Raw genomic sequence first — 16673 nt, 5'->3', positions numbered from 1 at the left:
AGAGATAGACTATTTATGCCTAAACAAACGTTACAATTACTTGATGCTCAGTTGACGATTCACAGCCTACCACCCGAGCAGTCTATACCCTCTCAAGTGCTTGATTCTGAGCTGTTTTTTATTGGTAAAACAGCCGATGAAGTATCCATCGTTTGTTTGTCTGAAATAGATATAGATAGTGAAGAAGCTGAACCGGGATGGCAAGCACTTGAAGTATTGGGCCCGTTAGGATTTTCTTTAACTGGTATTTTATCCAACATTTCTGGCGTATTGGCCAACGCCAATATAAGTATATTTGCAGTATCGACGTTTGAAACCGATTACATTATGGTCAAGGCCTTGCATATAAATGAAGCTATAAAAGCACTGCGTAAAAATGGTTATAAAGTGTTAACTGATTAAGCTAATTGAATCACGGATCTATAATGTCACATACTCGATTTAATCCAATTACACGAGCGTCTAGCCCAGAAAAGATAAAAGGGATAAAGATCCCGACACCTGCATCAGGTAAAGTAGAATTGTTGTCAGACCCAATACTTTCCGCATTAGGTGAAGGTGTTGAAATATCGGTTTCGAGTCATCAAGTAGTAAGTCCAATCAATGGTTTAGTTTTAGACACTCAACCGAGCCACGGGAAAATCATACTACAAGCCAAAAACAAGTTAAAATTTCTGCTTCAGTTGCCAACCTGTTATATAGAGCAGCTCGGCATTGGTATTGGCTGTCAGGTAAAAGTAGGTGACCGTATTAACATTGGCGATACATTACTGAACCTTGACCTGTATAAAATACAACAACATTTAAAACCAATCATTTTACAGTTTGTGTTGCTTGATAGTAGCCCATTTGGGCGTATACAAGTTCCACATAAATCCGTTGAAGTAAACCAAGACATCATTTTTAGTCTTGTGCCACTTCCTAAAAAATAAGAAGTAGATACCATTATGAACAATGTCATTATGTACGGCATAAAAAACTGTGACACCATTAAAAAAGCAAAAAAATGGTTAGAAGCTAACAATATTAACTATACCTTTCACGACTACAGAGTAGATGGTATTGATAAGCCATGGTTAGAGTCTGTTGTTGAACATTTAGATTGGGAATTGGTGTTAAACAAACGTGGCACCACATATCGTCAACTTGAAGACGAAGTTAAAAATAACCTTACTAAATCGCTAGCCATCGACAAAATGGTGGAACAACCTGCAATGATTAAACGCCCTATTGTTATTATAGACGGCCAACATTATCACTTGGGTTTTAAAGACGCACAGTACCAAGACGTTTTTAAGGCTTAGTAACAATGACAATAGAACATGAAACTATTCGATTGGCTAAAGAGTTAATATCTCGTCCGTCAGTAACGCCTCACGATGAGGGTTGCCAAACACTTATGTCTGAGTATTTGTCACCTTTAGGGTTTGATATTGAATCACTCTTTTTTGTTGATACCCAGAACATGTGGGCGCGTAAAGGTAATCAAAGCCCAGTATTTTGTTTTGCCGGTCATACTGATGTTGTGCCAACGGGTGATGTAAGTCACTGGCAAACGCCTCCTTTTGAGCCGACAGAAATTGATGGGTTTCTTCATGGCCGAGGTGCTGCAGATATGAAAGGTAGCTTAGCGGCTATGCTTGTAGCAACTCATCGCTTTGTTAAAGACTATCCAGAACACAAAGGTAGTATTGCCTTTTTGATTACCAGCGATGAAGAAGGCCCGTTCATAAATGGCACAACTAGAGTTATTGATACTTTAGAAGCTCGCAACGAAAAAATTGATTACTGTATTGTTGGTGAACCATCAAGCACCAATGAAGTGGGTGATATTGTTAAAAATGGTCGCAGAGGATCTTTGACCGGAACGTTAACGGTAAAAGGCATACAAGGTCACGTTGCCTACCCTCACCTAGCAAATAATCCAATTCACGCTGCCGCTCCGTTTTTAGCCGAATTGGCTCAAGCAACATGGGATGAAGGCAACGAGTTTTTCCCTCCCACTTCTATGCAGATTTCCAATATTAATGGCGGCACCGGTGCTGGTAATGTTGTACCCAGAACAATGACAGTTCAATTTAACTTTCGTTACTCAACGGAAGTCACGGATATGTTTCTCATAGCGGAAGTCGAGAAAATGCTAAGCGAACACGACTTTGAGTATGATATTGAATGGATACATAATGGTCAGCCGTTTTTAACCGATGAAGGCACCTTGCTTGATTCTGTTAATGAAGCGATTACTAAGGTAGTTGGCAAGCCTGCCGTTCTTTCTACATCTGGTGGTACGTCTGACGGCCGATTTATAGCACCAACTGGCGCCCAAGTTATTGAACTAGGTCCGTGCAATGCCACTATCCATAAAGTGAATGAATGCATAAAAATGCGTGATTTAGAACTTTTAACGGATATGTATTACAACACACTTATTGGTTGTTTAACGTGATAGAAGAGTTACTCGGCCTGACGGAACGACACTTAGCTGTTTTGCCCTCAGGCCAGCGCCTACACAAAGATATAATTAGTGACTTTGAAGCGATGCAAAGGGCTGCGACCGCCGCGGGATTCGATTTGCAGGTCGCTTCAGGCTTTAGGGATTTCACAAGACAGAAAATGATCTGGAACAACAAGTTCAGTGGTCAACGCCCTGTTTTAGATCTCTCTGGCAACATCATTGATATTGATGCTTTAACAAATGAAGAAAAAATAATATCGATTTTAACCTTCTCTGCCTTGCCCGGTCTTAGCCGACACCATTGGGGTACCGACTTTGATTTTTATGACGCAGCAGGCCTTCCAGAAAACTATCAGTTAAAGCTGGAAGAACATGAGTATATTAATAACGGTCCCTGCTCTGGCTTATCTGAATGGCTCAAACAGAATATGAATCAGTTTGGTTTTGACGCTCCTTATGCGGTATACAATGGCGGCATAGCTAGAGAACCTTGGCATCTTTCTCATAGCAAAGTAGCCGTTTCGTTTCAAAATAGATTAACTACGATAGTCCCAGCCGCCTTTGCTAATATTCTTAAAGAACAGCAAGTGTTAGGCGCTGAAGAGGTTGCGCACAATTTAGATTCGATACTATCCAAATACGTATTTAACGCTTTGTAAAGCCTCTACCAAAGCGTATATTTTAAACTTAACCTAAAAATGGAAAATCTTAATGAACTGGACTGCACTGTTTATTATTGTTGTTGTACTTGGCGTTATCGTGAGCAACATCATGTTATTAAAGTACTCGGCAAAAATGTCACTTAAAAATGTTAATCAAGATCCAATAGAGAAAGCAAAAGAGACTCTCAAAACACGTGAAGGCGTCCAAGACAAATCAGACACCTAGAAATATTCAGTTACTTAGAAGCTTTATTTTAGCCTAGAGATGTTTGGTTTTTATCTACTTCAAACAGGCATTCAGCGCCGTAGTTAACTAGTAACTTTTGTTTTAAGTAGTCTACATTTTTTATATGGATGTCATTTTTACCTTCAATGTAATTTGCTACCCATCCAACAATTTCACAACCCGTTGATGTAATCGCTTGAGCAGTTAATAGGGCATGATTTAAACAACCTAACCTAACACCAACCACCATTATCACTGGAATTTTATGTTTGGCTACCCACTGCGACAACAACTCTTCATTATTAAGCGGTAAATGCCACCCTCCTGCACCTTCAATTAAGGTCAGTTCAGCTAGATTTAAAGCTTCAGGTAAAAGTGCATCTAGCCTTTTTTGACTTAACTCGTCGCATTCTAAGTCTGCAGCAATATGCGGTGCTATAGGTTGATCATATAAAATTGGATTAATTTGGTTCATGGTAAACCGCTTATTACTTGCCTGCCAGAGGCGAAAAGTGTCTTCATTTACCGAATTACCCTCATCATCCAGCAGATGAGCTTCCGTACCTGCAGCAATAGGTTTAAATGGATTTACATCTATGTCCATTTTCATCATGAACCTCAATAACAAAGAGGTGCAATACGTTTTCCCTATTTCCGTGTCGGTGCCCGTGATAAATAGAGATTCGTATTCGGTTAGGTTCTGTATATTTTTAACTAGTTTACTCATTTAACTTCCGAATTTACTGCGACTTAACAAGATAGTTATTTAGTGATGACAATGGTTTGCACACAATATGTTGCGGGCAGTGCCTGCTTTTCTGAATTAAAGAAAAGACGCTTATAGTTACATTCCATATCTCGCCATTTGTTTAAACTAACCAACCCTTTATTAGAGCGTTGCTTCACAAAATTTGCGCCCAATGACTTAAGCTCTTTCGCTAATGCCATTGCATCTTTATACCAATATATAAAGTCTTTTTTTGACGTTGAGAGCTTATTAAAATCTAGGCTACTTAACGTCTGTTTTAATTCAAACTCGGTTTGATACTGGTGAATATGTTGGTCACTATCTACTTCTTTCCATGCAGACTCTAACTCAAAAAGACTACCTGGTAACAATGTGGCAATAGCAACAACCCCACCTGGTTTGACTACTCTTAGCGCTTCCCTTACTACAGATTCAAAATCACACCACTGAACCATTAAACTTGAATAACACCAGTCGATTGAATTTGTTTGAAACGGCAAAGAATGACTGTCTGAGCACACTTTTCCCGCGTCGTTATCATTACTATGAAGCATGGCCATACTTAAATCAGAGCTTGTAAGGTAATGACACCTTTTTGCTAGTTCATTGGTAAACAAACCAGGTCCGCACCCTAAATCTAAACCAAAATCTGGCATTAACAAAGGAAAGGGTTTTGAGTCTTGGGATTTAACTAGTGCTTCATCAATTAGCTTTAATAGTAATCGCCCGGTGTCTTTCTGTAGTCTAGCTTTTTGCTTGTACGTTGATGCCGACTGTTCAAAACGTTTCACTGCGCTTTGGTTTGTTTGCTTAACACTCTCAGCATTCAAACTAGAGTTAGTTAAGTCCAACTTTAGTTTATTCATGATTTAAACTCACCGTTTCGCTCGTTCTTTTTATGCTATTTTCCAAACCTAAGTTTAATAATCTGTTTTGCAATGCCGAATTTAAAATCACCACCAACTCATTGATTTCATTGAGTGTATGTTTAGAAGTAATAGTAACACGTAACCTTGATTGACCTTTTTTAACCGTTGGAGGCCTGATGGCAGACACCCAAAACCCACGAGCTTTTAAATCATTCGCTACTTCAATTGTGGTTTGTGCATCACCTATCATAATTGGCTGAATTGCAGTGTCACTTGAGAATAAAGGAAGATCATTTGCCTTTGCTATTTTTCTAAAATAAGCAATATTGTTAGCTAACTGAAGACAACAACTTTTTGGCTTAATCTGCTCATTACCTTCTAAACCTTGCTCAGAAAATTGTTCTGATTTTGCAGCAACCAGCTTAGATAAATTGAATCTCACGGTTTCACATTGAATGGGTGAAAGATGAGTAGAGTATATGTACTCTTTACTGAAGTTAGTAAGGAAATCAATTATCGAACGGCAAGCAAATAACGCAGCTCCTTGGGCTCCCAATGCTTTCCCAAAGGTCACTAGGTATATATCAACGTCATTTAAATCAATATCAGTTACGCCCTTTGCTAACGCTGATAAACCAAATCCATGCGCATCATCAACCATGAACAACGACCCAGCCTGCCTTGCTAGCGCAGACAAGTCTTTAATCGGCGACTTATCACCATCCATACTGAAAACACTTTCTGTTACTACAAGTTGATTTAAACTTGGATCTGGTTTAATCAGTTGGCTAAGATGTTTGACATCATTATGTTTAAAACGCTTTTGGACTAAATGGCCGGCAGCTTGAAGTTTTGTGCCTGCATCTAATAATGAAGCATGATTTAGTTTGTCCTGATAAACAAACTGCTCCTTCGATTTATGTTTAAACAAAGCGTTAAGAACGCCTTGATTTGCGCTAAACCCAGAGCCAAACAGTATGCCGCTAAATGAACTAGGTGCATCAATTGCTTTTAGTAGATCATTAATCAACTGTTTGTGATGCTGACTATTGCCTGTTACTAAAGGACTAGCCATTGCGCCGCTACTAACAACAGGCTTAGCGTGACTTTGCCCGCCACTAAGCCAATTAGTGAATTCAGTAATATCAAAGTCACTAGCAAGACCTAAATAGTCATTACTAGAGAAATTGATATAAGACTTACCATCGAACACAAGTTTTGTAGCAGATACTTGTTCAAACTCATTACTAACACGCAACAAGTTTGAATTGCCCTGCTTTGCTAATGCCTCAGAGACAAACGATTCAAAGCCTGTCATGCTTGCTACTTAGCTTCAAAAAACAGTTCTTTTTCTGGCTGTTGCTGATCTTTTAATTGCTCAAACAACGCCGCTTCTTTTGTTTCATCCGAATAGTCTTTTGTCTGCTCTGAATTTAAACCAAGTTTAGCAAATAGCTTTTTATCAAAATGTTCATCTGGGTTTGAAGTGGTTAATAGTTTACAGCCATAAAAAATTGAATTGGCGCCAGCCATAAAGCACATAGCTTGCATCTGTTCATTCATCCCTTCTCTGCCCGCTGACAAACGAACAAAGGACTTCGGCATTAAAATACGTGCAACGGCTATAGTTCTTATAAATTCAAAAGAGTCTAAGTCTTCAACATTATCAAGCGGTGTGCCTTTTACTTTAACCAGCATATTAATAGGAACACTTTCTGGATGATGCGGTAAGTTCGCCAAGGCCATCAGCAAGCCATGTCTGTCTTTCTCACTTTCGCCTAAACCCACAATACCACCAGAGCATACATTCATGCCCGCAGAGCGAACATTATCAAGCGTGGACAACCTGTCTTCATAAGTACGCGTGGTAATAATGTCACCATAGTACTCAGGAGAAGTATCTAAGTTGTGATTATAGTAATCTAACCCAGCTTCCTTTAACGCCAATGCTTGTTCTTTGCTTAACATACCAAGCGTCATACAGGTTTCTAACCCTAGCTTTTTTACACCTTTGATCATTTCAATTACATAAGGCATGTCTCTATCTTTTGGGTTTCTCCAAGCTGCGCCCATGCAGAAACGAGAAGAACCAATTTCTTTCGCTTCCTTAGCTCGTAACAATACTTTTTCTACTTCCATTAAGCGTTCTTTTTCAAGTCCGGTAGAGTACCGAGCACTTTGCGGGCAATACTTGCAGTCTTCGGGGCATGCACCCGTTTTAATAGATAACAATGTGCTGACTTGAACATAATTAGGATCGAAATGCTCACGATGAATAGTTTGAGCTTTAAACATTAAGTCATTAAAAGGCATATCAAATAATGCTTTAACTTCGCTGTGGGTCCAATTGTGCCTGATTTCTGCTTTCATAAAGTGCCTTGATTAAGAGTATTCTCTTTAATATTTTTATTGTTTTTAATATGCCCGTTAGTCTATCCTCCGCCCTTGCCTTGTCAATTTAGCTTTAGCTTTAAAGTTTACTAACGGTCATAATATGAACAAAAATAACACTCCTCATACCACTATCGATACTGAATTTGATAAAAATCACCTTTGGCATCCATACACTTCTTTAAAAGAACCTTTGCCTTGTTATCCAGTGCAATCAGCAAATGGTGTGTATATAAAACTAGAAGATGGCTCTGAACTCATTGATGGAATGTCCTCTTGGTGGTCCGTTATACACGGTTATAACAATGCTAAAATTAATAACGCAATTGAGTTACAGCTTAAAAAAATGAGTCATGTCATGTTTGGCGGGTTAACACATGAGCCAGCCATAAACTTGGCCAAACACCTCGTTGACTTAACACCTGAAGGTTTGGATAGAGTTTTTCTAGCGGATAGCGGCTCAGTCTCTGTTGAGGTTGCCTTAAAAATGGCAATTCAATACCAACTTGGCAAAGGACATCTTGGTAAAAACAAGTTTGTAACTATTAAAAACGGATATCATGGTGATACTTTTGGGGCCATGGCTGTATGTGATCCAGTGAACTCAATGCATAGTTTATATGCGGGTATGATGCCTGAAAACTTCTTTATTGAAGCCCCCGTTTCAACACCAAATGATGAGTTTAATCCAAAAGAACTTGAGGAATTAGAAGACACTTTGGCGTGCCGAGGCGATACCATTGCGGCATTTATACTAGAACCCATAGTGCAAGGTGCTGGTGGAATGCGCTTTTATCACCCTGAGTTTTTGAAAGGGGCTAAGTTAATTTGCGAAAAGTATGACGTTTTACTAATTGCCGATGAGATAGCAACCGGTTTTGGTAGAACAGGTAAAATGTTTGCCTGTGAACATGCAGAAATTACCCCCGACATTTTATGTATTGGTAAAGCTATTACCGGTGGTTATATGACTTTAGCTGCAACAATTTGTACGAGTCATGTAGCAACTACAATCAGTGAAAGTCGAGCTGGTGTATTAATGCACGGTCCTACTTTTATGGGAAACCCGCTCGCCTGCGCAGCCGCTAATGCCAGTATGGAGCTTTTAAAAACCGGACAATGGGAAGATCAAGTAAAAAACATTGAACTCATTTTAAAACAAGAACTTAAGCCTGCAAGTAATTGGCAACGCGTTACCGACGTGCGAGTGTTTGGTGCTATTGGCGTGATAGAAATGTCAGAGAACGTAGATGTTCCTAGTATTCAAAAGCAGTTTGTTGCCAATGGCGTTTGGGTTCGCCCGTTTGGTAAGTTGATATATGTCATGCCGCCATTTGTTATTACAAACAACGAGCTAAAACAACTAATTCACGGCATGCTTAAGGTAGTTAAATCGTTGTGATTTTTTAGCCATTGACTCAACGACTTCTTGCTCAATATTATGACTATTTCTTAATACATACTGTTGCCGTTTATCGCTATTTTTAAACAGCCCTACTGAAATAACTTCTACCGAGTAGCCGTAATAATGTGCGGCTTCTAGGTAAGGTTTCATTTGCCAATACTCAATGTTTGTATTGTCACAAATAACAAGCGGAATGCCCTTTTTTAAAGAGTCGCTAAAAGCTTGCTGGTTCTTTTGGTGATTTATAGGCAGCTTTTGAGGATCAAATTGATAACCTTCTGATGTCATAAAAAAATGATCAGTACTATGAATGACAATATTATCGCTCAGTTGATTGCTGTTTTTGAGAATTGACTTAATAAATGTGGACTTACCTGCACCAGGTAATCCACGTAACAGTATGACTTGTTTATTTGTTACCACTTGTTTATTTAGTGTTGCTTTACTCATTGCTAATTATGTTCTCTTGCCACTTAAACTCAAACTATTACCAATGCTCACACTGCTGCTTATGCTCACACTTTCGCTTTTAAGATCATTTAACTGCTTTTTAAACACTAATAACCCCAATAAATGCAAGTAACACAATAATAAGGAATACTAAGTTATACTTTTGATAGTCTGTTTTTCTTTTGTTTCTAACTTGATTTGCAATAAGTGAAATCGCACTGAAAATAACGCTCATGTATAAACTAATATATAAGTACCCTTTAAGCGTGCCTAACCAATACTCCCTTATTGGAATATTATGATACTGCAAAATAATATTATTTAATTCCGGCCGAGCGTAATGAAACAACGCTAACGCGATGACAAATACAAACCAAGAAAGAACATTAAGTACATTTATAATTTGACTTAAAAGGTCTGGTCCTTTTCGTCTTTCTAACCCATCCCACACTTCGTACCACTCCAAATTGACGAAATAACAACCATTATAAAACAATTAGCTAATTAACTGCTAACCATACCCTAATATCACTTGTATCTAAATGACAACTAAGTAAGATTACACTCTATTTATTTTTAACCCGATTTAAAGAAAAGACCGAATAAACATGGCACATAACTCAGTAAAATCTTTATTAGCTGGCGATATTAAAGCTGGCGAAATCGTAACAGTAAAAGGCTGGATACGCACTAAACGTGACTCTAAAGCTGGCATTTCTTTTTTAGCTGTTCATGACGGCTCATGCTTCGATCCAATTCAAGCGGTTGTGCCTAGTAATTTAGACAATTATGAAGACGTAACCAAACTAACAACAAGCTGTTCAGTTTCAGTTACAGGTGTTCTAGTTCAGTCTGAAGGTCAAGGTCAGTCTTTAGAGATTCAAGCAGAATCTGTAGAGGTAGTTGGTTGGGTTGAAAATCCAGACACTTATCCAATGGCAGCAAAACGTCATTCTATTGAATATCTGCGAGAACATGCACACTTGCGCCCTCGTACTAATATTATCGGTGCCGTTGCCCGTGTACGTAACTGTTTATCACAAGCTATTCACCGCTTTTTCCATGAGCAAGGTTATTATTGGGTAAGTACTCCTATTATTACCGCTTCTGATGCAGAAGGTGCTGGTGAGCTTTTCCGTGTGTCTACTCTAGACATGGTAAATACGCCAATGACGGAAAAAGGCGACGTTGATTACAGCCAAGACTTTTTTGGTAAAGAAGCGTTTCTTACAGTATCAGGCCAGTTAAACGGTGAAACTTACGCATGCGCGCTAAGCAAAATCTATACATTTGGTCCTACTTTCCGTGCTGAAAATTCAAATACGAGTCGCCACTTGGCTGAGTTTTGGATGATTGAGCCAGAAGTAGCGTTTGCAGATCTAAGCGATATTGCGCAACTTTCTGAAGATTTACTAAAATACGTATTTAAAGCTGTACTGGCTGAATTACCAGATGACATGAAGTTCTTTGAACAACGTGTTGAAAAAACAGCCATCTCACGCTTACAACAAGTAATAGATTCTAGCTTTGTAAGAATGGATTACACTGACGCAATTGATATTCTACTTAAGTCAGGTAAGAAGTTTGAATTCCCAGTAGAATGGGGAATCGATTTATCTTCTGAACATGAGCGTTACTTGGCTGAAGAACACGTTGGCGCACCAATTATTATGCAAAATTACCCTCGTGATATTAAGGCGTTTTATATGCGCCAAAACGACGATGGTAAAACCGTTGCCGCAATGGATGTATTAGCACCAGGCATTGGTGAAATCATTGGTGGTTCACAACGAGAAGAGCGTTTAGAAGTATTTGATGCTCGTTTAGAAGAAATGGGCTTAAGCAAAGACGACTATAGCTGGTACAGAGACTTACGCCGTTACGGTTCAGTGCCTCATTCAGGTTTTGGCTTAGGTTTTGAGCGCTTAGTTGCTTATGTAACAGGTATGCAGAATGTTCGTGATGTTATTGCGTTCCCTCGTGCACCAGGTACAGCAAACTATTAACCCAAATTGCACTTTTCAGTAAGTGCAATTTTTTCGATTTTTAAAGGGTACAAATGAACTTATTAGGCGTAGAACTTAATAACAAAGAAGCCGTTTTTGTTTTAATGAACAGTGAAGGCGGAATGTTTAATGTTAAAGAAACTCGTACTCGAGGTATTGAGCTTCGTGATGCAGAAAATGCACCGGGTATTCAAGCGTTCTTTTCTATATTTAAGAAAATGGTAGAAGACTACAAGGTCGATACTATTGCGATTAAACAACGCCCGATGCGTGGCAAGTTTTCTGGCAGTGCAAATAGCTTTAAAATGGAAGCTGCTATTCAACTTATTGAAAATGTAAGAGTTGAAATGGTAAATAATAAAGAGATTAAAGAAACGCTAAAGCAAAACCCTCTTGAGTACACGATGAAAGACTTAGAGCTTCGTCAGTTCCAAGAAAGTGCGTTTAATACAGCTTATAGCTTTGCGTTAAGAAACGACTAATCCCGTTTTATGTCTAAGAATATTCTAGTCATTGACGACGCTGATGATATTTTAGCTTTATTTAAGGAGCTTTTGTCAGACCTCGGCTTAAGCTCTGTAACTTGCATAAGTACCGGTGGCGCAGCTATCGACTTACTAAAAGCACAACCTTTTGATCTGGTTATTTTGGATATCGAGTTACCGGATATAAACGGTAAAAAAGTATTAGATCGAATTAATGTTGAAAACATCAACGTACCAGTTGTAATGTGCTCATCTTATAACTCAGTAGACAATGTACAACTCACCTGGGAAATGGGCGCTAAGGGTTTCTTATCTAAGCCTATCGACCGAGTTAAATTGCAAAACCTACTGCAGCGAATTGGAATTATATAATGCCTAATGCCCTACTCTTAAGTGCCTCTCGTGAAGGCGAAACGGGTTATCTTGAACATGCAATCCCGTTAATTAAAGAATTTTTAGAGTCATTAAATTTGGCCACTACACCAAATGTCCTTTTTATTCCCTATGCTGGCGTGAGCGTTACGTTTGATCAGTACCATGAGATGGTGCATAACGCCTTAGCAGATTTGAACATCAACTTTAGCTCTATTCATCAACATGATAACGAGAAGCAAGCCATTGACAAAGCAGATGTAATCTTTGTTGGCGGCGGAAATACATTTGCATTATTAGACCGACTTTATAAAGCAGACTTAGTGGAATATATCTCTACAAAAGTTCAATCTGGTAAAGCTTATATCGGTTGGAGTGCAGGTTCTAATATTGCCGGCGCAAGCATTAAGACAACAAACGACATGCCAATTGTAGAGCCTCAAAGTTTTGATGCATTAAACATTGTTCCTTTTCAGTTGAATCCACACTATACGGAATACCAAGCCCCTGGACATAATGGCGAAACTAGAGAAATGCGCCTTCAAGAGTTTATGGTTGTAAATCCAGATACAACCATTGTTGGAATTCAAGAAGGCAGTGCATTAAGGTTATCCTCAAATGGCTTATGTTTGTTAGGCAAAAAAGTGGCGTTCGAGTTTAAAGCAGGAATGAAAACTGAAGTTGAACCTCATCACAGCTTTAACCACTTATTAGGCAACAACCTATGATAGATTTTGGCTTAATGGATCTTAACAATTCTATTGATATGGACAGTAAAGATTTAGACATTTTATATTCTGCCAAAGAGTATAAATCTAGATTGCTTGAGCTTATTACAAACGCGACTTCACGAATTTATATTACGGCTTTGTACTTACAAGATGATGATGCAGGCCGTGAAATTATGGATGCACTCTATAAAGCAAAACAAAATCATCCAGATTTAGATATTAAAATTTTTGTTGATGCTCACCGAGCAAGACGTGGCCTGATTGGCGCAAAAGAACAAGAAGGCAATCGCGCTTTTTATCTTCAAAAAGCAAAAGAGTTTGGTGTAGAAATAGAAGTTTATGGTGTAGCGGTTAAAAACAAAGAGCTCTTTGGGGTATTACACCTTAAAGGCATGGTGTTTGATAACATTCTCTTTTTTACTGGTGCCAGTATTAATGACATCTATTTACATCAACAACAAAAGTATCGACTAGATAGATATTATCAGTTTAACAATTCTGGCCTAGCGGATAGTTTTGTAAAGTATCTTAATCAAGTGTTTGTCCATTCTGAATTAGCCCCACGCTTAAACAAAGGTGAGTTTCCAACCTTACCTGAGCTGAAAAAACTCATTCTGCAATTAAAACATTATTTGTCTAATGTTGAATATAAAGTGCCTGATGAATCGCCAAGTGCAGCTGAACTAAAAGTTGAACCTTTAGTGGGTTTTGGTAAACGACGTAATAGCCTGAACAATAAAATAAGAAAGCTCATTCAAAAAAGCGAGCGTTCTGTTGTTATTTTTACGCCCTACTTTAACTTGCCAAAGGTACTAACTCGAGATGTTGCTAAGGCGTTAAAACGCGGTGTGAAAATTGAGATTACTGTTGGTGATAAAACCGCAAATGACTTTTTCATTCACGACGACGAAAAGTTTAGCACTATAGGTATTGTGCCTTACGTTTATGAAATTCTATTAGTTCGTTTTGCTAAACGATGGAAAAAGTACATCGACAGTGGTCAATTGGTTATTCGCTTGTGGAAACATGAACAAAATAGTTATCACTTAAAAGGGATCATTGTAGATTCTAGATATCATTTGGTAACAGGCAGTAATATAAACCCAAGAGCCTGGACATTAGATTTAGAAAATGGATTGTTAATTGATGATGCTACTAAGTCATTGATGCCTAAGGTACAGCCAGAGATTGATGCTATTTATAAACACACAACCATTGTTGAAAGTTACAAACAGCTTGATGGAATAAAAGACTACCCTGCTAAACCTCAAAAGTTGTTAAACAGAATACGAATGACTCAAATAGATAGAATTTTAAAACGCCTGCTTTAATTAAGCAGGCACTTTTAATCTATTGTTCACATCTCGGCTTTCACGAATCAGCTCATCGCTGTGTTCTGTAAAAGACTTTGCCGCGCGGTCGTATAAAACGACATTTGCGGCTGCGGCTAAATTCAAACTTCCTATCGTTGGCATGTAAACGACATAGTCAGCTTCATTAATTATGTCTTGTTTTAATGAGCCGTCTTCTGGCCCAAAAACATAATACGCCTTTTCCGGGTGTTCAAAAGTAGGCAACGGCGTCGCCCCTTCAACAAAATCAATGCAAACAAGCTTTACGTCTTTAGGCTTTTCGTCTAAAAAAGACTCAACATGGCGTACAGCTATGTCACTACCCACATTTTGAGTATCAGTAGCGTGCTTTTTAGCTTTGTTGTAGCGATTACCTGTATAAAGCAGTTCTGGAATTTGATAGCAACCCGCGGCTCGTAAAATAGCCCCAACATTACTGGGGCTTTTTGGATTTGTTAAACAAATCGTTACTTCATTATTTTTCATTTTAAATTTTGGCGGCTAACTCAGCCCCTTGGCGAATGGCTCTTTTTGCATCCAATTCAGCAGCAACAGATGCCCCACCAATAATTTCCACTGACTGGCCTAACGCCGTTAACTCTTCAGCTAAAACATTATTGGATAATTGTCCTGCGCAAACAACCACGTTATCTACATCTAGATATTGTACCTGACCATCTATCGCAATTTCTAATCCTTTGTCAGAAAAAGAACGATATTCGACGCCATTTAGCATAGTTACACCAGCACGTTTTAATTCTGCGCGGTGAACCCAACCTGACGTTTTACCAAGACCAGCACCTACTTTAGTATTTTTTCGCTGCATTAGAGTCACTTCACGAACAGGAGGATCGTCTTTCATTGGTTTAATCGCGCCGCGATTCTTATAGTCAGTATCAACACCCCAATACGCTAACCAAGCTTCTAGATCTAAAGAGTGCGATTTTGGTTGTGTTAACGCAGCTGACACATCAAAGCCGATGCCGCCAGCGCCAATTACCGCTACTTTTTTACCAACTTCTTTTTTATCTCTTAATACGTCTAAATAACTTAGAACGCGATCATCATCAAAACCTGGTAATTTTAATTCTCTTGGAGATATACCGGTAGCAACAATCACCTGATCAAAACCTTGAGACTTTAACCCTTCAGCTGTTTGTCGCTCACCTAAGTGTAAGTGGACTCCAGCGTCTTTTAAACGATTGTTAAAGTAACGAATTGTCTCGTAAAACTCTTCTTTACCAGGAATCGTTTTAGCAATATTAAATTGGCCGCCAATTTCTGTCGCCTGATCAAACAAATGAACTTCATGGCCACGCTCTGCTGCATAGCTAGAGAACGCCATTCCGGCTGGACCTGCACCAATAACCGCGAGTTTTTTCTTATTAACCACAGTTTTAAAGACCAACTCAGTTTCATAACCCGCTCTTGGATTAACTAAACAACTTGCTTGTTGGCGTTTAAACACGTGGTCTAAACAAGCTTGGTTACAAGCAATACAAGTATTGATCCTGTCAGCTTGACCTGCTTGTGCTTTGTTAACAAAGTTTTCATCTGCGAGTAAAGGCCGTGCCATGGATACCACATCTGCTTGGCCATCAGATAAAATAGACTCTGCTATTTCCGGCGTGTTAATTCGGTTAGTAGTAATAACTGGAATAGACACTTCACTTTTGATCTTTTCACTGATCCACGTAAATGCTTTACGAGGAACTGATGTCACTATTGTTGGGATCCTAGCTTCGTGCCAACCAATACCTGTATTAAGTAATGTTACACCCGCTTCTTCTAACATTTTTGCTAGCGCAACGACTTCTTCAAATGTACTTCCGTTATCAACTAAGTCGAGCATGGATAATCTGAAGATAATGATAAAGTCACTGCCAACTTGTTCTCTAATTGCTCTAACAATATCAATAGCAATTCGAGTTCTATTTTCGAAGCTTCCACCATATTGGTCAGTTCGTTTATTGGTTTTAGGCGCAATAAACTGATTAATCAAATAACCCTCTGAACCCATCACTTCAACACCGTCATAACCTGCTTTTCTGGCAAGTTTTGCGCAGTTAGCAAAGTCATTAATTGTCTTTCTTATTCCACGAGCAGACAAGGCTTTTGGCTTAAATGGTGATATTGGAGCTTTAATAGCCGACGCAGATACACTAAATGGGTGATAAGCATACCGACCAGTATGTAATATTTGTAAACATATTTTGCCATCGGCATCATGCACAGCTTTGGTGATCTTGCGGTGCTTACCAACATGCCAAAAATGACTCAACTGCGCACCACGAGGTTCTACTCGCCCCGCAAAGTTAGGCGCGATACCGCCAGTCACGATTAAGCCCACACCACCTTCGGCGCGTTCTTTATAAAATTGGGCTAATCGGTCAAAGCCGTTTCGCTCTTCTTCTAACCCAATGTGCATCGATCCCATTAAAACTCGGTTCTTTAACGTAGTAAAACCAAGGTCTAGTGGTTGAAATAAATGAGGATATGACATGTTGCAAACCAACGTAAG

20 protein-coding genes are annotated in these 16673 nt (G+C 38.9%); 12 read left to right on the top strand and 8 right to left on the bottom strand.

The features are described from left to right. Positions 1–15: 15 nt before the first annotated feature. From ABD009_RS00460 to ABD009_RS00435, 6 genes are read left to right on the top strand one after another with little or no spacing between them, the layout of a single operon-like run. On the top strand, positions 16–402 hold the full coding sequence (locus ABD009_RS00460) for an ACT domain-containing protein (RefSeq protein WP_343821955.1): 387 nt from the start codon (positions 16–18) through the stop codon (positions 400–402). Positions 403–425: 23 nt separating this feature from the next. After that, positions 426–932 carry a PTS glucose transporter subunit IIA gene (locus ABD009_RS00455; protein ID WP_343821954.1) on the top strand — a complete coding sequence of 169 codons (507 nt, stop codon included), beginning with the start codon at positions 426–428 and terminating at the stop codon, positions 930–932. Positions 933–947: 15 nt separating this feature from the next. After that, positions 948–1304 (top strand): ArsC family reductase, encoded by a 357-nt coding sequence (locus ABD009_RS00450; protein WP_155693452.1) that lies wholly within the window; start codon positions 948–950, stop codon positions 1302–1304. 5 nt (positions 1305–1309) lie between these two features. Next, entirely contained in the window at positions 1310–2446 is a 1137-nt protein-coding gene (dapE, locus tag ABD009_RS00445) for a succinyl-diaminopimelate desuccinylase (RefSeq protein WP_343821951.1), read from the top strand. Further along, a complete protein-coding gene (locus ABD009_RS00440; protein WP_343821949.1) occupies positions 2443–3114 on the top strand; it encodes a M15 family metallopeptidase in 672 nt (223 codons plus the stop codon). The genes dapE and ABD009_RS00440 overlap by 4 nt, the downstream gene beginning before the upstream one ends. A gap of 52 nt (positions 3115–3166) precedes the next feature. Then, positions 3167–3343 (top strand): DUF2897 family protein, encoded by a 177-nt coding sequence (locus ABD009_RS00435; RefSeq protein WP_155693458.1) that lies wholly within the window; start codon positions 3167–3169, stop codon positions 3341–3343. A 28-nt stretch (positions 3344–3371) separates the two neighbouring features. On the opposite strand, the gene bioD is transcribed toward ABD009_RS00435, so the two are convergent. From bioD to bioB, 4 genes are read right to left on the bottom strand one after another with little or no spacing between them, the layout of a single operon-like run. Next, positions 3372–4070: a dethiobiotin synthase gene (gene bioD / locus ABD009_RS00430; RefSeq protein WP_343821945.1), complete on the bottom strand. Its 699-nt coding sequence runs from the start codon at positions 4068–4070 to the stop codon at positions 3372–3374. A gap of 35 nt (positions 4071–4105) precedes the next feature. Further along, positions 4106–4957, bottom strand: coding sequence for a methyltransferase domain-containing protein (locus tag ABD009_RS00425; RefSeq protein WP_343821942.1), 852 nt, complete (start codon positions 4955–4957; stop codon positions 4106–4108). After that, entirely contained in the window at positions 4950–6278 is a 1329-nt protein-coding gene (locus ABD009_RS00420) for an aminotransferase class I/II-fold pyridoxal phosphate-dependent enzyme (RefSeq protein ID WP_343821940.1), read from the bottom strand. The genes ABD009_RS00425 and ABD009_RS00420 overlap by 8 nt, the downstream gene beginning before the upstream one ends. A 5-nt stretch (positions 6279–6283) precedes the next feature. Next, positions 6284–7330, bottom strand: a complete 1047-nt coding sequence (bioB, locus tag ABD009_RS00415) for a biotin synthase BioB (protein WP_155693466.1) — start codon at positions 7328–7330, stop codon at positions 6284–6286. 124 nt (positions 7331–7454) lie between these two features. Between bioB and bioA the strand changes: the two genes are divergently transcribed. Beyond that, positions 7455–8753 (top strand): adenosylmethionine--8-amino-7-oxononanoate transaminase, encoded by a 1299-nt coding sequence (bioA, locus tag ABD009_RS00410; RefSeq protein ID WP_343821937.1) that lies wholly within the window; start codon positions 7455–7457, stop codon positions 8751–8753. Here bioA and ABD009_RS00405 read toward each other — a convergent pair. Next, the gene (locus ABD009_RS00405; RefSeq protein ID WP_343821934.1) at positions 8715–9206 is read right to left on the bottom strand and encodes an AAA family ATPase; all 492 of its coding nucleotides are present in this window, start codon (positions 9204–9206) and stop codon (positions 8715–8717) included. The genes bioA and ABD009_RS00405 overlap by 39 nt on opposite strands. Positions 9207–9306: 100 nt before the next feature. Then, positions 9307–9657, bottom strand: coding sequence for a hypothetical protein (locus ABD009_RS00400; protein WP_155693470.1), 351 nt, complete (start codon positions 9655–9657; stop codon positions 9307–9309). Positions 9658–9814: 157 nt separating this feature from the next. On the opposite strand from ABD009_RS00400, the gene asnS reads away from it, so the two are divergent. The 5 genes from asnS to pssA are packed head-to-tail and all read left to right on the top strand — an operon-like array spanning position 9815 to position 14131. Continuing rightward, a complete protein-coding gene (gene asnS / locus ABD009_RS00395; protein ID WP_155693471.1) occupies positions 9815–11212 on the top strand; it encodes an asparagine--tRNA ligase in 1398 nt (465 codons plus the stop codon). A gap of 53 nt (positions 11213–11265) precedes the next feature. Further along, the gene (locus ABD009_RS00390) at positions 11266–11694 is read left to right on the top strand and encodes a DUF3010 family protein (protein WP_343821930.1); all 429 of its coding nucleotides are present in this window, start codon (positions 11266–11268) and stop codon (positions 11692–11694) included. Between the two features lie 9 nt (positions 11695–11703). Then, a complete protein-coding gene (locus ABD009_RS00385) occupies positions 11704–12069 on the top strand; it encodes a response regulator (RefSeq protein WP_343821927.1) in 366 nt (121 codons plus the stop codon). Continuing rightward, positions 12066–12797 carry a dipeptidase PepE gene (pepE, locus tag ABD009_RS00380; RefSeq protein WP_343822431.1) on the top strand — a complete coding sequence of 244 codons (732 nt, stop codon included), beginning with the start codon at positions 12066–12068 and terminating at the stop codon, positions 12795–12797. The genes ABD009_RS00385 and pepE overlap by 4 nt, the downstream gene beginning before the upstream one ends. Continuing rightward, complete coding sequence (gene pssA / locus ABD009_RS00375; RefSeq protein WP_343821924.1) at positions 12794–14131, top strand: CDP-diacylglycerol--serine O-phosphatidyltransferase; 1338 nt, start codon at positions 12794–12796, stop codon at positions 14129–14131. The genes pepE and pssA overlap by 4 nt, the downstream gene beginning before the upstream one ends. Here pssA and ABD009_RS00370 read toward each other — a convergent pair whose 3' ends face one another. After that, a complete protein-coding gene (locus ABD009_RS00370; RefSeq protein WP_155693477.1) occupies positions 14132–14638 on the bottom strand; it encodes an RNA methyltransferase in 507 nt (168 codons plus the stop codon). Between the two features lies 1 nt (position 14639). Next, positions 14640–16655, bottom strand: coding sequence for an oxidoreductase (locus ABD009_RS00365; RefSeq protein ID WP_343821919.1), 2016 nt, complete (start codon positions 16653–16655; stop codon positions 14640–14642). Positions 16656–16673: the final 18 nt, after the last annotated feature.

It is taken from the genome of Psychrosphaera haliotis (genome assembly GCF_039523615.1).
Lineage (GTDB): Bacteria > Pseudomonadota > Gammaproteobacteria > Enterobacterales > Alteromonadaceae > Psychrosphaera > Psychrosphaera haliotis.
Note: the sequence above shows the minus strand (reverse complement) of the source record. Positions and strands in the feature narration are given on the sequence as shown.

What these genes read in the sequence shown, in the direction of transcription:
- ABD009_RS00370 (WP_155693477.1), bottom strand. Translation starts at nt 14,638, where the DNA reads ATGAAAAATAATGAAGTAACGATTTGTTTAACAAATCCAAAAAGCCCC.
- ABD009_RS00390 (WP_343821930.1), top strand. Translation starts at nt 11,266, where the DNA reads ATGAACTTATTAGGCGTAGAACTTAATAACAAAGAAGCCGTTTTTGTT.
- bioA (WP_343821937.1), top strand. Translation starts at nt 7,455, where the DNA reads ATGAACAAAAATAACACTCCTCATACCACTATCGATACTGAATTTGAT.
- ABD009_RS00425 (WP_343821942.1), bottom strand. Translation starts at nt 4,957, where the DNA reads ATGAATAAACTAAAGTTGGACTTAACTAACTCTAGTTTGAATGCTGAG.
- ABD009_RS00450 (WP_155693452.1), top strand. Translation starts at nt 948, where the DNA reads ATGAACAATGTCATTATGTACGGCATAAAAAACTGTGACACCATTAAA.
- ABD009_RS00435 (WP_155693458.1), top strand. Translation starts at nt 3,167, where the DNA reads ATGAACTGGACTGCACTGTTTATTATTGTTGTTGTACTTGGCGTTATC.
- ABD009_RS00405 (WP_343821934.1), bottom strand. Translation starts at nt 9,206, where the DNA reads ATGAGTAAAGCAACACTAAATAAACAAGTGGTAACAAATAAACAAGTC.
- ABD009_RS00455 (WP_343821954.1), top strand. Translation starts at nt 426, where the DNA reads ATGTCACATACTCGATTTAATCCAATTACACGAGCGTCTAGCCCAGAA.
- ABD009_RS00385 (WP_343821927.1), top strand. Translation starts at nt 11,704, where the DNA reads ATGTCTAAGAATATTCTAGTCATTGACGACGCTGATGATATTTTAGCT.
- bioB (WP_155693466.1), bottom strand. Translation starts at nt 7,330, where the DNA reads ATGAAAGCAGAAATCAGGCACAATTGGACCCACAGCGAAGTTAAAGCA.
- pssA (WP_343821924.1), top strand. Translation starts at nt 12,794, where the DNA reads ATGATAGATTTTGGCTTAATGGATCTTAACAATTCTATTGATATGGAC.
- ABD009_RS00460 (WP_343821955.1), top strand. Translation starts at nt 16, where the DNA reads ATGCCTAAACAAACGTTACAATTACTTGATGCTCAGTTGACGATTCAC.
- dapE (WP_343821951.1), top strand. Translation starts at nt 1,310, where the DNA reads ATGACAATAGAACATGAAACTATTCGATTGGCTAAAGAGTTAATATCT.
- ABD009_RS00420 (WP_343821940.1), bottom strand. Translation starts at nt 6,278, where the DNA reads ATGACAGGCTTTGAATCGTTTGTCTCTGAGGCATTAGCAAAGCAGGGC.
- ABD009_RS00365 (WP_343821919.1), bottom strand. Translation starts at nt 16,655, where the DNA reads ATGTCATATCCTCATTTATTTCAACCACTAGACCTTGGTTTTACTACG.
- asnS (WP_155693471.1), top strand. Translation starts at nt 9,815, where the DNA reads ATGGCACATAACTCAGTAAAATCTTTATTAGCTGGCGATATTAAAGCT.
- bioD (WP_343821945.1), bottom strand. Translation starts at nt 4,070, where the DNA reads ATGAGTAAACTAGTTAAAAATATACAGAACCTAACCGAATACGAATCT.